This is a genomic window from bacterium (assembly GCA_021108215.1).
In the GTDB taxonomy this organism is placed as follows: Bacteria; Oederibacteriota; JAAXVQ01; order JAAXVQ01; family JAUVAV01; genus JAIORK01.
The window spans coordinates 91,725-107,948 of the sequence record JAIORK010000032.1; the positions used below are offsets into that span (position 1 = coordinate 91,725).

A 16,224-nucleotide genomic window follows, 5' to 3' on the forward strand; every position below is an offset into this window, starting at 1 on the left:
AGGATACGGCAAGGATGCCGAAATACACATCAAGGAGGATGTAAATCATGGGATTCGCAATCAATCACAATGTACCATCAGTCGCAGCGTTAGGTGCTTTGGACAAAACCACCAACAGCATCGGTAAATCACTTTCCAAACTTTCCACCGGTCTTCGGATTGTTAAATCAGGAGATGATGCCTCCGGATTGGTTATTAGCGAGCGCATGCGTGCTCAGATCAATGGTCTGAACACCGCCAAGCTTAATGCCCAGGAAGGGATCAACATGCTGGCCACGGCGGAAGGTGTGCTCAACGAAATTCACAGCATCATGCAGCGTTTGAATACTCTGGCGGTTCGGGCGGACAACGATGTTACCATAGCGGCCGGATCTTCAGAACTTCAGGCTTTGCAGGATGAAAACGACGCATTGGTCAGTGAAATTGATCGTATTGCAGGCTATGCCACTTTCAACGGTGTGACATTGTTGGACGGCTCGGTCTCGGGTAACCTACAAGTGGGTCCGGGAGCCGGCGGAGACAATGTCATTGGGGTTAATCTCGGTGTAGTTGATGCAACCACTTTGGGTGTCAATGCACTGACATTGGGTGATGGGGGTGCCGCAATTACCGCCATCATTGCTGCGATAGAGACCTTGGGTTCAACCCGGGGTGATCTGGGTGTGGCCATGAATCAGCTGGAACATACAGTGGTCAATCTGGATATTATGATTGAGAACACGGTTGCTTCTGAAAGCCGAATCCGTGATGTGGACATGGCAGCTGAAATATCCAACTTCACTCGACTCCAGATATTGCAGCAGTCAGGAACGTCCATGTTGGCTCAAGCCAATGCCCAACCACAAGCAGTTCTCAGCCTACTCCAAGGGTAATTGGTTATTTCTGAAAAAGGGGATGCACCAGTCGGTGCATCCCTGAATTTTGTAGGGGCGACCGGCCGGTCGCCCCTACGCCGTAATTATCCCGCTTTTTTCTAAAATAAAATTTAAGAATTATTAAAATTGATGCGAAGTAAAAGATTGTGGAAGCTCAAGATGGTCTTGGTCATCCAAAAGCGTGAATCCGCTTTTTGTGACTGTCGCATGCACGGCCGGCGTGTAGCAGACACAGACAGAGGAATTCTGCCCTGGATGTTTGAGATACGGCAGGGATGCCGGAAAACTATCAAGGAGGACTGGAATCATGGGATTTGCAATTAATCACAATGTACCATCGGTGGCGGCGTTGGGCGCTTTGGACCGAACCACCGGAAGTATCGCCAAGTCTTTGTCAAAACTCTCTACAGGTTTGCGTATTGTCAAATCAGGAGATGATGCCTCGGGTTTGGTGATTTCTGAGCGCATGCGTGCTCAGATCAATGGTCTGAACACGGCCAAACTGAACGCGCAGGAAGGTATTAATATGCTGTCCACAGCTGAAGGGGTCTTAAATGAGATCCACAGCATTATGCAGCGTATGAATACTCTGGCGGTCCGGGCGGACAATGATGTCACGATCGCAGCCGGCTCCTCGGAACTGCAGGCATTGCAGGATGAAAGTGATGCCTTGGTCTCGGAAATTGATCGTATCTCAGGTTATGCCACGTTCAATGGCGTGACCCTGCTGGACGGTTCGGTTTCGGGAAATCTGCAGGTCGGTCCGGGTGCAGGCGCTGCCAATTCAATCGCAGTTAATATCGGGACAGTTGACGCTGCAGCATTGAGTGTTGACTCTTTGACCCTGGGAGACGGCGGCGCTGCCATCACGGCAATTAATGCTGCGATAGAGACCCTGGGTTCCACCCGCGGCGATCTTGGCGTGGCGATGAACCAATTGGAACACACGGTGGTCAATCTGGATATTATGATTGAGAACACGGTTGCTTCTGAAAGCCGAATCCGTGATGTGGACATGGCAGCTGAAATATCCAACTTCACTCGACTCCAGATATTGCAGCAGTCAGGAACGTCCATGTTGGCTCAAGCTAATGCACAACCGCAGGCGGTATTAAGTCTGCTCCAGTAAGTGTTGGCGGGTAATGCAGGGGATGCCATGCACCGGACGGTGCCGGGCATCCCCTTTTTTTGTGTACTTCCGTAGGGAACGGTCGCGACCGTTCCCTACTACGCAGGCGCGACCGTTCCCTACTACGCAGGCGCGACCGTTCCCTACGGGATTGTTATTTTATTTATTATTAAAAAAACCCTTAAGAAACCGGCGCAATGGTACGAAAACATATATAGGAAGTGTGACAAGGCAATTAGGAAAGGGGTCGTCACCATGGCTTCAGAAGTGTTGTTTTCAGGTCTGGCTTCAGGGATTGATACGGAAAGTATTATTACAAAAATGATGTATCTTGAAGAACGGCCCAAGCTCAAGCTGGAACAAAAAAGTATGATTCTAAACCAGCAGAAAAGTATTTACAGCGCACTCAATGCTAAGATCTCCGCATTGCAGGATATGGTGGGAAAATTTAATGATATTGCAGATCCATTTTTCTCGCAAAAAGCAGTTTCCAGTTCAGATACCGCTATTGCGGATGCCACGGTATACGGCATCAATCCAGCCACCGGGAGTTTTCAGATTACGGTAACCCAGATGGCAACTGCAGCCATGGTCAATGCTGTAGAATCACTCTATACCGGAGCGGACAATGAGGACCAACCTGCGCAGATGGTAAGTTCCGCAGGAATCAATGCACCCTCATTCACAGTGGATCAGACTTTGAGTTTGGCATCCCAGTCCGGGAATTTTGCCACGGCCCCGGGAACCTCCGGCACAATTGAGATTAATGGCGTCAGTATTGACTGGGATGACAGCATGAGCCTCAATGAAATCATCGGAGTGATCAACAACTCGAGCGCGGAGGTGACAGCCGGCTTTGACAGCGTCAGCCAGACTTTTACCATCGCGTCAAATGAAGCCAATGGTGATGTGGAAATGACCATTGCTCAGACCAGCGGGACTTTTTGGGAAAGCATGAATATCACGCCGGGGACGGCAGTGGGCAGCGATGCGGTTAAACCGGATTTGCGCGAACCGCTGGGAGATGCTGCCGCCAATTTGGACATCGCGGTCACGAGCGGGACATTCACCCTCAATGGGGTGATGTTTACCATTGATGCAACCACCGATACCCTGCAGGATGTTTTAAGCCGCATTTCAAGTTCTAGTGCCGGGGTGACGGCCAGTTATGATGAGAATACCGGAAAAGTCTCCCTGTTTCAAAAGGAGACCGGCAATGGGAATGAAATTGTTTTGGGCAGTGCCGATGATTCAAGCAATGTGCTGTATGCGCTTAAACTTTCCGCAAACAATCCACCTACCGGCGGCGCGGCAGACACCTACCAAGGCACGGATGCAATTATAAATCTTAATGGCAGCGCGGATCAGACCTTTGCCACAAATCAGATCCAGGGCTTGATTCCAGGGGTGACACTCAATCTAAGCAGCATTGGGAACACCACGGTCAAAGTAGAGTCTGATGTGGATGCCATGGTTAATACGGTTAAGGATTTTGTAGCGGAATACAACAGCGTGATGAGTTATATCAATGCCAAGTTGGGAGAGGAGCGGGTGGAAAATCCGCAGAGTGCAGCAGAGTATACTCAAGGAACATTTGTTTCAGATTCCTTGTTTTTAGATGCGAAATTTGAGCTGGGGAACATTATTACCAGTGCGGTCGACGGTTTGTCCGGGGATATGAACCAACTGGCACAGATTGGTCTTACCACCACCTCCACCAATTTTGGTAAGGATGCCACACTGAACGTGGATGAGGATGAATTGCGTGCGGCGCTGCTCAATGATCCGGACAAAGTCGAGGCATTGTTTAATAGCGCAAGCACAGGGATTATGGTCCGCCTGGATGAGGAATTGACATCCATGACGGATACGGTTTTTGGCAGTTTTACGCTGGAAGAGGATGCCATTGATACGGAAGTGGACTATCTTAGTAAGCGTATTGAGGATATGGAGTTCAGGTTGGAAAAACGGGAAGAAGTCATGCGGCGTCAGTTTTCAGCAATGGAACTTGCTGTGGCACAATTGAATTCCATGGGAAACACACTTGCGGCGATGATGGGGAATATGGGATAAAAACCCACCGGCTGCGAAGCGTCCCATGGAAAGATTGTTTACAGGCCGGGGCTGCGATAAGCAGTGGGAGCATGGGTGGTAACGCGCAAAGGAAGGCAGAAAGTAATCGACAAGGAGGTCAAATCAAATGCAAGATGCTGTACTCGTACAAACACCCTTTTTTAACCAGGTTATCCAGCCGGTGCAAATGGAACAGCAAAATTCAAGCAATCCTTTTTCAGTTTCTTATCAGGAAAATCAGGTTTTTACCGCCAGCCGTGAGGAATTGATTTTAATGCTCTATGATGGGGTTGCCAAATTTCTCCGCCGGGGTATGCAGGCGATTGATGATAAGGATGATCCGGCAATTAATTATAATTTTTTACGTGCTCAAAAAATTGTTCACTATTTGGATATATCTTTGGATATGGATAAAGGCGGGGAGATCGCTGAAAATTTGGCCCGTCTCTATCAGTATATCAACCGGCGTTTGACGGATTGTCAGATGAAACAGACTCGGGAAACGGTACAAGAAATTATGGAATTGGTTCATACGCTGCGCCAGGCATGGTATCAGGCCTTTTTGGGAGATCAGCAGTCAGAGTAATCCGCAAGTTAAAAAAAGGGCGTATGCATTGCATGCGCCCTTTTTTTATTCAGCGGGGCGCTTCTGCCGGAAAATGCCGGAGCAGGGAACGGTCGGTCGCGACCTGTTCTGCCGGCAGGGCGAATGCCGGGCACATGTGAGACCGTTCCCCTCGAATAAACGTTTAAAATTCTTAATTAAAAAGGCAACATGACGAAACTTATTATAGCCGGGGCAATGTGCGGTAGCGCGCATCCGGTATTCAGGTACGATACTGTAACCGGGAGTAGGAAATTGTGGAACAGGATAAACTAAAAAAAGTCATCCAAAGTATTAGTGACGTGCCAACCCTGCCCACGGTTGTTGCCCGGGTTATGCAAATATTGAATGATCCGTATTCATCCGCTTCAGATTTGACGGAAGTTGTATCAGTGGACCAGGCCATGACCTTTCGCATTTTGAAAATGGCCAACTCGGCATTCTATGGATTTCCTCGGGCGGTTTCGACGGTGACCGAGAGTGTTGTGCTGCTGGGATTTTCAACCGTACGAAATTTGATCCTAACCACCATGATGTATAATTTTGATCAGATTTGGAATGAAAAAACCAAAGTGAAGAAAAGTGATCAAAAAATATTCTTTAATCAGCGTCAGGAGTGGAAACATGCTGTGGCCACCGCGATTATGACGCGCGAACTGCTGGTCAGTCAGCAGCTTAAATCGCTGGAGCAAGTCGGTTTTTTGGCTGGGTTGATGCATGATGTGGGGAAGACGCTTTTTTATCATTACTTTCACGATGAGTACTACGCAGTATTAAAAAACGGGGTGGTTGAGGGGCGCGAACTTTGCCGTCGGGAAGAACGAAAAATGGGGGCGCATCACGGCCAAGTCGGGGCCTGGATCGTGGATCGCTGGAACCTGCCGGAGGAAATCGTCACGCCGATTGCATGTCATCATTTTCCGGAAGAGGCCAAGGAGCAGAAGGAATTGACCAATGTGCTCTATATTGCGAATCGTATGGCATGTGCGACACTGAAAGAGAACAGCCAGGAGGATATTCTGCATTCCGATGAAATTATCACACAATGGTGGAACCAATTGGGATTGGAGCAAAAACAGATTGAAAAGATGGAAGAGAAATTACGTCAGGAATTAGAGGAAATTGAAAGTTTTATGACAGTCTAAAGGAGCGGCATGGCGGAAAAAAACTCCCGAAAAATTACTGGAAAAACCGGCGGCAGCAAGCCGCGCAGAAGCGGCCCGAAGAAAAAAACCGCCTTGATCAACCCGGCGGCAAAAAATCTCTTTCGGGACGAGGGGACGACTTCATCTTTTTCAGTGATCGATCCGGCGATGCAGACTGAATTAAATGAAGTGCGGAGTTATATGGAGATTCAGGAGAAGGTCAACCGCGGCTTGCGGGCGTTTATCAATGAGATGACGATTGTTTTTAGATTTATTGAGACGGTAAGTACGATTCACTCCTATGATAGGATTTTGCAGTTTTTAATGGATGTGCTAAAGGAACTATGCGGCTATGACAGCGCAAGTTTGTATTTGTACCAAGCCGGGGATACCCGCAGTGAATCACACAGTGTGCTTGACTATGCAGGGACGCTTATCGCACGCTACCGCCGTAAGCTGGATTTGGATGAGCGAATTTTTAACTGGGTTTTTCGTCAGGGGCATGCCGTGGTCGTGCCGGAGAGTTTTGTGCGGCCGGGACAAAAGGGCGGGGAAAAATGGTCTTTTATGATAGCGCCGCTTATGACCGCTTCGGAAAAATTAGGCAGAATCGAACTCTTTTTTAAACGGGAACAGGGGACTTTTACTCAGCAGACCTTCAGCATTCTCAATGTTTTAATCAAGCATGCCGCAGTGATCCTCGCCAATGAACGGGTCTACCTCAAAGAAAAGGCGACTGCTAAAAAATATATTGAGTTGGACATGCTTAAGCAGGATGTTGTAAACACCACTACCCATGAGATCAAGACACCGCTGACAATTATTCAGGCCTCGAGTATTTTATTGGAGCGAAACCAGGCGATACCCCCGGAGGAGCGCATACAGCTTTTAAAAAAAATATCCGGCCAGTGTGAAAGAATCAATCAGATTGTGGTGGAGTTGTTTGAGTCTTCGCAGATGGATGAGAGTAAACCGGTTATGAATCCGGAGGTGGTTGCGCTCAATGTGTTGACCCGGGAAATTATCCAGGATATACCCTATAATGCCGAAAAAATTGTTTTTCAGATACTCAGTGAGAAAAAGTTAGGTGCCATCTGGGCAGACCGCTCCCGGATTTACAAAGTGATACGAAATCTGGTTGAGAATGCGGTTAAATATTCGCCCCAGGGAGGCACTCTCACGATCAAAACCCGCCAGTCAAAAACGCATGTGTTTTGGGAAATCCAGGACCAGGGGGTGGGCATTTCCCCGGAAGATCAGGAAAAAGTTTTTGAAAAGTTTTATCGGGCAGGTGCCAGCACAACCCGGTCAGTACGCGGTATGGGATTTGGGCTCTATCTGGCTAAAAAAAATGTGGAACTTAATCAAGGAAGTATTACGTTAAAGAGCCAGTTGGGAAAAGGGTCGCTTTTCAGTCTTCAATTTCCCCGGTATATTGAAAAAGAAAAAAATCACACCTGAGTATTTCAAAAATTCTATTATTGAAAATTTAAATTGAGTCTTCAATATACAAAGGAATCCCCGTGCACTTGTCCGGCGTAACTTGTCCGGCGCATGCCGGATGCCGGCACGATAAGCAATGAATTCCATAGTTGGGTCAGTCGTGCTATGGAATGATTTCCATAATGAGGATAAAAGCATGATTCTTAAGTTCCAGATGATTATTTGGAAAAGGCGGGGAGAGAATAATGCTTTGAAACCAATGATTTTTTAAGGATGAAAAATCCTGACAAACAGTAAGAATTAAGAAAATTGGCACGTATGTTGCTTTATTCCTTATACACGATCGCACGTTCTCAATTGATAAGCCGGAGCGGAGTAGGTTATACAGATAAGGAGACACAATGTCACAGACAGACGCACCCCATCAGGATGTATTGGCGGAAACGCTTCACTGCGTCGGCGAAATAATCGAGCATGCGGAGAAGCTGATTGCTTTAGAAAATCAATGGAAGAACGAGCAACCGGTCCTGCAGACTGAAAAACTCAACACCTATGTAGAAGCCAAAAAAGAGTTGTTCGCTCAGATGACAACGCTCTTTGAAAGCGGACAATGGCAGCATGCCATTAAAACGGTTATGCAAAATACCGCCCATCCCATGAACCAAAAAATTGTCGAACAGAAACTGGTTATGACAAAACGTTTTCAGGAGGCCATGCGTTTGCATGATCAGGCGTTAACCGGCATCAAGCGGCACTATGCTGCGGCGGGTACAGGTTTGGAAGATATTCAGAAAACAAAACAGTATCTTTCCACGCACCGGGCCATGCGTCATTCAAATCAGCGCATCGATATTTCCCAATAAGGAGCAAGCAATGCCGATAGATTTCAGCAGTCAATGGCTTCAACAATTGAACCGGGTGATGGATTTGCTTACGGTTCAGCAAAAGACCATTGCCCAAAATGTTGCCAATACCAATACGCCTGGTTATATCCGGCATACGGTCGATTTTTCTGCGGAGCTAGAACGGATTATGGAAAGTGAATCCGGGGTGTTGCAAAAATCATCGCAACCGCAGTCCATCGCAACCGCAGAAAACAAAATGGAAATTATTGAGGACACCACGCAACCGGCCCGTGCTGATGGCAACAATGTTGCATTGGAAAAAGAAATGGTGGATTTGGCGCAGGTTTCGCAACTCTACAATATGATGACCCGGATTGCATCCAAGGATATTAAATCCATGCGCTATGTTATTTCAGGAGGACGCTAATAATGAATATTTTTCCTGAGTTAATGATCAGTGCTTCCGGTTTAACTGCTGAGCGCGCACGGATGGAAGTGATTTCCCGCAACATTGCCAACGTTAATACAACTCAGACCGCTGAGGGGGGTGTTTTTAAACGGCAATTGCTGGAAGTCATGGCTGCCGGGGAGACGGAACTCGGACTTCACGGGGTTGAGGTGATGGGGATTGTTGAGGATACGGCTCCCCCCAAGATGATTTATGATCCTAAACATCCGGATGCGGATGAAGACGGTTACCGGGCCAAGCCCAATATTGACATTATGATGGAAATGGTGGATATGCTCAGTGCCAGTCGGGCGTATGAAGCTAATGTGACGCTATTACAAAGTGCAAAAGAAATGGTCCGCCAGGCATTGACCATTTAATCAGACCAAGGAGGCCGGTATGAATATTGAAGGTGTTCATCTGCTTAACACGTTGCCCGTAGCTTGGCAGGAAACCACCGGGGTACAAAATCTCCAGGGAGAATCCTTTCAGCAGGTCATGCTGGACAGTATTCAGACGATCAATGAAGATCAGGCGGAAGTGAAAGACAATATCAAGTTGTTTTTAAAAGGCGAAGGACCGGCATTGCATGAAATTATGCTCCGGGCGGAAGAGGCAAAACTTTCACTCGAATTTGCAGTTCAGGTAAGAAATAAAGTGATGGACGCCTACAACGAAATTATGCGCATGCAAATGTAAGGGTGGGTTAATTCTTGAGGAGGAGGGCACATGGCAAATCCGGCGCAGCAGGCCTTTGAACAGATAGCACAGTGGTGGGAAAAACTCAACATTAATCAGAAAATGATAGCGCTCTTAACCGGAAGTGCCATGGTTTTAATGCTGGGCGGATTGATCTACTTTGGGGCGCGCCCGGATTATGCCGTTCTGTTTACGGATATGTCCGCGCAAGACGCCAATGCCGTGGTAGAGCACCTTCAGGAGAAAAATGTTGCCTACCGGATTGGGGCCGGGGGTAATCAGATTGAGGTGGCATCCGACAAGGTGTATGCGATGCGTCTTGAACTGGCCGGCAAGGGATTGCCCCGCGGCGATGGGGTGGGATTTGAGATTTTTGATAAAATGTCGCTGGGTGTCACTGACGAGGTCCAGCAGATCAACTATTTACGGGCCATGCAAAATGAATTGGAACGCACCATTGATTCACTTAATGCGGTGGAAAAATCACGCGTGCATTTGGTTATTCCCAAAGATGACCTCTGGTTCGGTGAAACGTTCACGCCTTCAGCCTCTGTGATGCTGAAATTAGGAAGTCCGGGAGCACTTTCACCCAAAACCGTGGCGAGCATTCGTCATTTACTGGCAAGCGCGGTACAGGGTTTGGCTCCGGAGCGGGTAACCATTATTGATACGATGGGCAAAGCACTCAGCAGCGGTAGTGAAAGCGGTTCCGGCGTGGGTATCAGCCAACAGCAGATTGATTACAAAAATAAGGTTGAAAAGGACCTGAAAGAAAAGGCCGAGAGTCTGCTATTTGAAATTCTTGGGCCCGGCAAGGCAGCGGTCCGGATTTTTGCCGAGGTGGACTTTGACCAAATTATCAAGGAACGTGAGTACTATGAACCGGTGGTAGGTGGAAAGGGATTGCTTCGTTCGGAACAGCAGCAATCTATCTCACCGGCGGGCGGCAAAGCGACACCGGGCGGCGTGGCGGGCACCGCATCCAATCTCAAGGGTTACCCTCCCAGCGGCAGAGTGGCAAACAGCGGGAGTAAGAAAAATGAGAGTGTTCGCAACTACGAAATGAACCGGACCGTGGAGCGCATCACCACGGCGACCGGGACCATTACCAGACTTTCGGTGGGGATATTTATTGACGGCGACGCCGAGAGTCCGCAATTGGAATCAATCCAGTCGGTGATCTCTAAAACGCTGGGAATTAATCCTGTGCGAGGTGATCAGATTGAAGTGAAATCCATTGCATTTAACCGCATGGACGTTGAATCTCAAAAGCAAATTTTGGAAAAATCCGATAAGCAACAATTCATCATGACGATCGCGACCAAGTGGGTGCCGCGGGCACTGTTGGTGCTGCTCGCGCTGGGGATTTTGGTCACCAGCATCCGGTCTTTAAATCGGCATACGGAAAAGTTGCTTGCGGGTCGGGAGCAGGAGAAAGAAAAAGAGGCCCAGGGAATTACGCCGGAAAATATACTGTCGCTGATTAAACAAAATCCTTCGGAATCGGGCCAGATTTTAAAACACTGGCTGTCATGAGCTGTTTGTTTGGGTCACTGTCACGTCTGTCATCGCCGGGGTTGCCGCGCGGGTGATGGAGTAAGTATGCCAGGGGAGGAAAGCAATGCCGGTCAAAGAAGAAGATCAAAAAGTAAAACACCGGAAAGTTGCGGTATTGCTCTCCTTGGTTGGACGAGAGGTGGCGCAGGAAATTTTAAAGCAGTTTCAGGTTCGGGATATTGAGATGATCGGGGAAGAAATGGCAAAAGTCAAAGAGATCAGCCGGGAGGAGCAGGACCGTGTTTTGCTTGAGTTTTTAAATTCCCTTCAGCAGAAAAATTTACCGACCAAGATTGATCTTGATTATATTGAACAGATTTTTACACCCTCACTGGAACCGGAACGCGCACAGCGGCTTATGAAAAAATTTCAGAGTCCTCAGCAGATTGTGCCCTTTGAAGAACTAAGTGACCATGAGCCGGACCGGATTATTGAGGCTATGGCAGGGGAGCATCCGCAAACCATCGCCCTGGTGGTTGCCAGCCTTCCCAGCGAACTTTCGGCTAAAGTTATTAAGCGCCTTCCGGAAAAGGTGCAGCATGAAGTGGCACGCCGGATTGCGGTATTGGATAAAACCGCCCCGGATATTGAAACCGTGCGTGATATCGAGAAGCGGCTGAGTACGCGGATCAAGCAAAAATCTGAAAAACCCGAGATGACGAAGATGGGTGGTGTACAGAGCACGGCGGATATTTTTAATCTGATGGACAAAGAAGTTGTCCACGGCATTATGGAGAGTCTTGAAACCGCCAATGAAGAACTGGCTGCTCAGATAAAGATGAAAATGGTCCGCTTCGAAGATCTTAACAAACTGGATGACATGGAAATACAACGGATACTCAAAGAGGTTGAGACCCAGGATTTAGCGTTGGCCTGTATTCGATTGGAAAAAGCTGTGGAAGAAAAAATATTTACCAACATGTCGACACGTGGTGCCGAGATGCTCAAAGATGATATTGAAGTGATGCAAAATGTTAAAGCGGATGCGATCAAAGCAGCCCGCCTGAAAATTGCTGAAGTCATGCGCCGGCTGGATGAGGAAGGCACAATTGTTTTGAACAAGCAAAGCCTGGAGGAAGAAGTTGAGTAAAGTCATTAAATCACCCAAACTCAGCGGGCGGGAATGTTTTATCGCCGTTAACTGTGATCCCGCCTTCGGCAATGGTTTGGCAAAAATTCAGGAAAAAGACAATCAGTCTTTGCCGCAACTGGAGAATCGAATGGCGGTACAGGCGCGGACTCAGCAAGAGGCGGAGACGCAAGCGTTTACCAAGGGAAAGCAGGCGGGACAGCTGGCCGCGCAGCAGCAGCATGAAAAAAATAATCAGGTCATGCAGTCTTTGCTCCAGGGAATCGATGACGAAGTTGAATCGTTTTTCAGACGGATGGAGATCCGGGTGAATGAAGTTGTGATGGCCATGGTAAAAAAAATTGTCGGAACACTTAGTAAAATTGAGCCGGAATTGATCCAACAAAGTGTTCGCAAGGTTCTTTCTCAGCATACGGAGTTGGGTGATATCCTGACACTGCATTTGCATCCGGAAGATTATCAGCGCATGGCGCCGGATGAAAGCGTGGCCCCTAAAAATTTAAAAATGGTCCGGGATTCGACGGTACAAAGAGGCGGATGTATGCTGGAGACCAAGTATGGATTGATTGATGCACGCCTGGAAACCCAACTTGAGGAACTTGAGCAGACCCTGACCGCACAGGTGGCCATGCAAAGTCCGCCCTCGCAAATCATCGATCGTGTAACGCAGACTGCGGATGTGCGTACCGAAGGATGGGTTATTAATATTGTCGGGACGGTGATTGAATCAAAAGGCCCCAATGTTACAGTTGGCGAGCAGTGTGAAATCAGCGACACCAAACGCAGGAAAACGATCCGGGCGGAAGTCATCGGCTTTAAGGATAATCGTGTTTTATTGATGCCATTGGAGGATGCTCAGGGAATTGGGCCGGGGAACCGGGTGATTGGCAAAGGGAGACGGTTTGCAGTCCATGCCGGTGAAGGGCTGCTCGGGAGAGTACTCAATGGACTGGGAGAACCGATTGACGGTCTCGGAGCCATTGTGGGCGGCGATCCGGTGGAGATTCACGCCCGCCCGAGTAATCCGATGCAGCGTCAGACAATTGATTCACCATTGTATACCGGGGTGCGGGCAATTGACGGGATACTGACTTGCGCCAAAGGCGGGCGTATGGGTATTTTTGCCGGTTCAGGTGTCGGCAAAAGTGTTTTGCTTGGCATGATGGCCCGCAATACAGAAGCGGATATCAATGTTATTGCATTGATCGGAGAGCGGGGCCGTGAAGTGCGGGAGTTTGTTGAACGGGATTTGGGTGAGGAAGGGCTGAAACGGTCGGTTGTGATTGCCGTCACATCGGATGAATCACCTGTTTTGCGGATTCATGGTGCACAGTTGGCAGCCAGCATTGCCGAACACTTTGCACGGCAGGGTAAGCATGTTATGTTCATGATGGATTCGGTGACCCGCTTTGCCATGGCGCATCGCGAGATTGGCCTGGCCATCGGGGAACCGCCCACGACCAAAGGCTATACCCCATCCACCTTCGCAGCACTTCCCAAACTCTTAGAGCGGTCCGGGATTTTTAATGAACAGGGCAGCATCACCGGCTTTTATACAGTACTGGTGGAAGGCAATGATATGGATGAGCCGGTGGCTGATCATGTGCGCAGTATTTTGGACGGGCATATGGTCCTTTCCCGTTCGCTTTTTAGTCAAAATCATTTTCCGGCCATCGATATTCTGCCCAGTATCAGCCGTTTAAGCAAGCAGGTTTGTATTCCGGAAAATACCCGGAAGGCGGGTGTGCTGCGGGACAACCTGGCAACGTATCAAGAAGCCCAGGATTTGGTGAATATTGGTGCGTATGTCAAAGGCAGCAATAAAAAAATAGATACAGCACTGCGTGTGATTGATGATATTAAGGTTTTTTTAAAACAGGGGATGGATGAGAAGACAGAGCATGACGCCATGTGGAAGCAAATGGCGATGATTGCCGATAAAGTAGGCAAAGAATGAGGAGGGGTGTTTGATATGCAGCCATTTCAGTTTGGATTGGCAACATTGCTGCGCATTCGATGCAAGATGGAAGAAAGGGCCAAAAATGAATTTAATGACCAACAGCGCCGCGTTTTGGAACAAACCAAGCTGCTGGAGCAATTGATGGAAGATCGAAAAACCGCTGAGGTCAAGGCCAAAGCTGCCGGCCGGGAAACAGTTGATCTTGCACTGGAAAAAAATTGCGCAGAGTATATCCAGACGTTGCGGTATCGCATTGAGGCGGCGCAATTGAGGTTGAATCAATTGTCTGAAGCACTGGAGCAATTGCGCGATAACTATATTCAAGCGCAGCAAGCCGTGAAAATATTGGAAAAACTGAAGGAACACCGGTATAGCGACTATCTTAAAGAAGCGCGTCGCCAGGAACAAAATTTTTTAGATGAGGTTGCCATCAGTCACTTTAAGTCAGCCTAAGGTTTTTAAGGAGGCAAAAAATGCAAACAAATTTTACGCCCGGAAATATGAGTCTGTTCGAACCGTCAGATCCCGCCGTTTTTACGGATTTCACGGTGGAGTCCGGGCAGGAGGAGGCAGCCATTGATTTTGAGGATTTGATTTCGCGCAGGATAAAATCCGTTGAGTCTGAAAAAGCGGAAGCGGCAGAAAAAGCGGAAGAGGCGGAAGAGGCGGAAGAGGCGGAAGAGGCGGAAGCGGCGGAAGCGGCGGAAGAGGCGGAAGAGGCGGAAGAGGCGGAAGCGGCGGAAGCGGCGGAAGCGGCGGAAGCGGCGGAAGCGGCGGAAGCGGCGGAAGACGCAGAGGGTCAGGAGAGTCTCTTGATGGATGATGGAGCGGTGTTGTTGCCCAATCAAGGCGGTAAGGAAGCATTGGAGTCAGGGTCGGATAATCAGGCACAGCGGCAAGCGACGCTTCATGCGGCTGCCCGGCAAACATTGCTCCAGGCCGGTACGGTCATGCAAAGCGCCGCACAAACGGATTTTCAGAATACTTTTGTGAAGCGGGAAAATCTTGGGGCGACAGTTCCGGCGGATATCTTCCCGGATGGTTGGGAAGTTTTATTGGAAGACCAGCCTAAAAGTGGTGCCGCTAAAAAAATGATTTCAACGGACCCGGAAACGCTTTCACAAATTGAATCGGTGTTGATGGAGAAATCCGGATCCCAAAAAGTTGAAACACAAATGCTGGAATTGTCTTTTGGCGGCAAAGAACTGCCGGGTGAAAAAAAACCACAAGTTGAAAAAGGACTCTTGACCCAGACTGCGGAAACATTTTCGGGATCTTCCACGCCGGTCCAGAACCGGTCTTCGCTGCTTAGTCTGTCCGGTGCAGGCCAAACAGATGTGGCCACGCTTAACCACGAAGAAAAGTCCGCTGTTCAGGAGTTGAGTGCGGAAATATCCACGGTCAAAAGTTCAGAGACCGTTGCTTCCGGGCCGGTGTCCAGAGTAACGGCAACTACACCGGCACAGCTGCTGGCACGCATGGATGAAGTCCAAAAACAGATGGTGGTGAAGGAGTTTGTGCAGATCACCAAGCAGGCGGTTCACGGAAAGGAAACCCAATTGATTGTGGAGCTCCATCCTCCTGAACTGGGACGTATTCGTATACGCCTGGATTCACACGGCGATCAGCTCAATGCCCAACTCACCCTGCAAGACCGGCACGTGGGGGAATTTTTTCAGGAGCGCCTGGAGTCCATACGCAAGAGTCTGGAAGCGGCAGGCGTTCGTCTCAATGATTTAAGCCTGGAGATCAAGCAGCATTTTTCCCGGGAGGCACACAGGGAGCAACCGGATGATCAAGGAATGAGCGGGTCCGGAAATGGGGATCACCACCCCAACGCGGCATCCGGCTCGAAACATACTGTTGCCGGCAAGACGGCCATTCAATCAGGAAAGGTGGATATGCTCGTATAAGCAGGGACATAAAACCGGAAAAATGCATTTAAAGGGATGTTTCAAAAGAGACGATACTCAAGGAAAGGAGGGCATAGCAATGTCGATAGAAGCCATTAATAATGAACTGGGAAAAATGGATTTTTTAAATCTTTTGGCAATACAATTGAGTCATCAGGATCCGATGGATCCGGTGGATAATTCTGAATTTATTGCACAGTTGGCGCAGTTTTCTGCTCTGGAAGCCTCAGAAAATACATATCAAGCGGTGCTGGATATGGCATCCCAGGAAACGCAGGTATTTGCAACTGCGCTGCTGGGACGTACGGTTTCCGGAATTGATGCGACTACGAACACACTGTTTACCGGGCAGGTTACCGGGATTTCTTTTACGCAAGATCACCCTGTAGTTTATGTAGATGGGAACCCGGTGAGTTTATCGGATATCACAACTGTTTCCTAAC

The 16,224-nt window shown here is 48.6% G+C and carries 16 protein-coding genes; all 16 read left to right on the top strand.

Annotated elements, in window-relative coordinates:
* The first annotated feature begins 47 nt into the window (after positions 1-47).
* The 16 genes from K8S19_07195 to K8S19_07270 all read left to right on the top strand — a co-directional run bounded on the left by K8S19_07195 (position 48) and on the right by K8S19_07270 (position 16,223).
* On the top strand, positions 48-872 hold the full coding sequence (locus K8S19_07195; GenBank protein ID MCD4813459.1) for a flagellin FliC: 825 nt from the start codon (positions 48-50) through the stop codon (positions 870-872).
* A gap of 310 nt (positions 873-1,182) precedes the next feature.
* On the top strand, positions 1,183-2,004 hold the full coding sequence (locus K8S19_07200) for a flagellin FliC (GenBank protein ID MCD4813460.1): 822 nt from the start codon (positions 1,183-1,185) through the stop codon (positions 2,002-2,004).
* A 255-nt stretch (positions 2,005-2,259) separates the two neighbouring features.
* Positions 2,260-4,077 (top strand): flagellar filament capping protein FliD, encoded by a 1,818-nt coding sequence (gene fliD, locus K8S19_07205; protein MCD4813461.1) that lies wholly within the window; start codon positions 2,260-2,262, stop codon positions 4,075-4,077.
* A gap of 127 nt (positions 4,078-4,204) precedes the next feature.
* Positions 4,205-4,663 carry a flagellar export chaperone FliS gene (fliS, locus tag K8S19_07210; GenBank protein ID MCD4813462.1) on the top strand — a complete coding sequence of 153 codons (459 nt, stop codon included), beginning with the start codon at positions 4,205-4,207 and terminating at the stop codon, positions 4,661-4,663.
* A 275-nt stretch (positions 4,664-4,938) separates the two neighbouring features.
* A complete protein-coding gene (locus K8S19_07215; GenBank protein MCD4813463.1) occupies positions 4,939-5,826 on the top strand; it encodes an HDOD domain-containing protein in 888 nt (295 codons plus the stop codon).
* A gap of 9 nt (positions 5,827-5,835) precedes the next feature.
* Entirely contained in the window at positions 5,836-7,287 is a 1,452-nt protein-coding gene (locus K8S19_07220; GenBank protein ID MCD4813464.1) for a GAF domain-containing sensor histidine kinase, read from the top strand.
* Between the two features lie 383 nt (positions 7,288-7,670).
* On the top strand, positions 7,671-8,132 hold the full coding sequence (locus K8S19_07225) for a hypothetical protein (GenBank protein MCD4813465.1): 462 nt from the start codon (positions 7,671-7,673) through the stop codon (positions 8,130-8,132).
* 10 nt (positions 8,133-8,142) lie between these two features.
* A complete protein-coding gene (gene flgB, locus K8S19_07230; GenBank protein ID MCD4813466.1) occupies positions 8,143-8,541 on the top strand; it encodes a flagellar basal body rod protein FlgB in 399 nt (132 codons plus the stop codon).
* Between the two features lie 2 nt (positions 8,542-8,543).
* Positions 8,544-8,942 (top strand): flagellar basal body rod protein FlgC, encoded by a 399-nt coding sequence (flgC, locus tag K8S19_07235; protein MCD4813467.1) that lies wholly within the window; start codon positions 8,544-8,546, stop codon positions 8,940-8,942.
* A gap of 19 nt (positions 8,943-8,961) precedes the next feature.
* A complete protein-coding gene (gene fliE, locus K8S19_07240) occupies positions 8,962-9,261 on the top strand; it encodes a flagellar hook-basal body complex protein FliE (GenBank protein MCD4813468.1) in 300 nt (99 codons plus the stop codon).
* 30 nt (positions 9,262-9,291) lie between these two features.
* On the top strand, positions 9,292-10,797 hold the full coding sequence (gene fliF / locus K8S19_07245; GenBank protein ID MCD4813469.1) for a flagellar M-ring protein FliF: 1,506 nt from the start codon (positions 9,292-9,294) through the stop codon (positions 10,795-10,797).
* An 85-nt stretch (positions 10,798-10,882) separates the two neighbouring features.
* Entirely contained in the window at positions 10,883-11,908 is a 1,026-nt protein-coding gene (fliG, locus tag K8S19_07250; protein ID MCD4813470.1) for a flagellar motor switch protein FliG, read from the top strand.
* On the top strand, positions 11,901-13,865 hold the full coding sequence (locus tag K8S19_07255; GenBank protein ID MCD4813471.1) for a FliI/YscN family ATPase: 1,965 nt from the start codon (positions 11,901-11,903) through the stop codon (positions 13,863-13,865). The genes fliG and K8S19_07255 overlap by 8 nt, the downstream gene beginning before the upstream one ends.
* A gap of 15 nt (positions 13,866-13,880) precedes the next feature.
* Positions 13,881-14,321 carry a flagellar export protein FliJ gene (gene fliJ, locus K8S19_07260; protein ID MCD4813472.1) on the top strand — a complete coding sequence of 147 codons (441 nt, stop codon included), beginning with the start codon at positions 13,881-13,883 and terminating at the stop codon, positions 14,319-14,321.
* Positions 14,322-14,341: 20 nt separating this feature from the next.
* Positions 14,342-15,781: a flagellar hook-length control protein FliK gene (locus K8S19_07265; GenBank protein MCD4813473.1), complete on the top strand. Its 1,440-nt coding sequence runs from the start codon at positions 14,342-14,344 to the stop codon at positions 15,779-15,781.
* A gap of 79 nt (positions 15,782-15,860) precedes the next feature.
* Positions 15,861-16,223: a hypothetical protein gene (locus K8S19_07270; protein ID MCD4813474.1), complete on the top strand. Its 363-nt coding sequence runs from the start codon at positions 15,861-15,863 to the stop codon at positions 16,221-16,223.
* Position 16,224 lies beyond the last annotated feature (1 nt).

What these genes read in the sequence shown, in the direction of transcription:
- K8S19_07195 (MCD4813459.1), top strand. Translation starts at nt 48, where the DNA reads ATGGGATTCGCAATCAATCACAATGTACCATCAGTCGCAGCGTTAGGT.
- K8S19_07200 (MCD4813460.1), top strand. Translation starts at nt 1,183, where the DNA reads ATGGGATTTGCAATTAATCACAATGTACCATCGGTGGCGGCGTTGGGC.
- fliD (MCD4813461.1), top strand. Translation starts at nt 2,260, where the DNA reads ATGGCTTCAGAAGTGTTGTTTTCAGGTCTGGCTTCAGGGATTGATACG.
- fliS (MCD4813462.1), top strand. Translation starts at nt 4,205, where the DNA reads ATGCAAGATGCTGTACTCGTACAAACACCCTTTTTTAACCAGGTTATC.
- K8S19_07220 (MCD4813464.1), top strand. Translation starts at nt 5,836, where the DNA reads ATGGCGGAAAAAAACTCCCGAAAAATTACTGGAAAAACCGGCGGCAGC.
- K8S19_07225 (MCD4813465.1), top strand. Translation starts at nt 7,671, where the DNA reads ATGTCACAGACAGACGCACCCCATCAGGATGTATTGGCGGAAACGCTT.
- flgB (MCD4813466.1), top strand. Translation starts at nt 8,143, where the DNA reads ATGCCGATAGATTTCAGCAGTCAATGGCTTCAACAATTGAACCGGGTG.
- flgC (MCD4813467.1), top strand. Translation starts at nt 8,544, where the DNA reads ATGAATATTTTTCCTGAGTTAATGATCAGTGCTTCCGGTTTAACTGCT.
- fliE (MCD4813468.1), top strand. Translation starts at nt 8,962, where the DNA reads ATGAATATTGAAGGTGTTCATCTGCTTAACACGTTGCCCGTAGCTTGG.
- fliF (MCD4813469.1), top strand. Translation starts at nt 9,292, where the DNA reads ATGGCAAATCCGGCGCAGCAGGCCTTTGAACAGATAGCACAGTGGTGG.
- fliG (MCD4813470.1), top strand. Translation starts at nt 10,883, where the DNA reads ATGCCGGTCAAAGAAGAAGATCAAAAAGTAAAACACCGGAAAGTTGCG.
- fliJ (MCD4813472.1), top strand. Translation starts at nt 13,881, where the DNA reads ATGCAGCCATTTCAGTTTGGATTGGCAACATTGCTGCGCATTCGATGC.
- K8S19_07265 (MCD4813473.1), top strand. Translation starts at nt 14,342, where the DNA reads ATGCAAACAAATTTTACGCCCGGAAATATGAGTCTGTTCGAACCGTCA.
- K8S19_07270 (MCD4813474.1), top strand. Translation starts at nt 15,861, where the DNA reads ATGTCGATAGAAGCCATTAATAATGAACTGGGAAAAATGGATTTTTTA.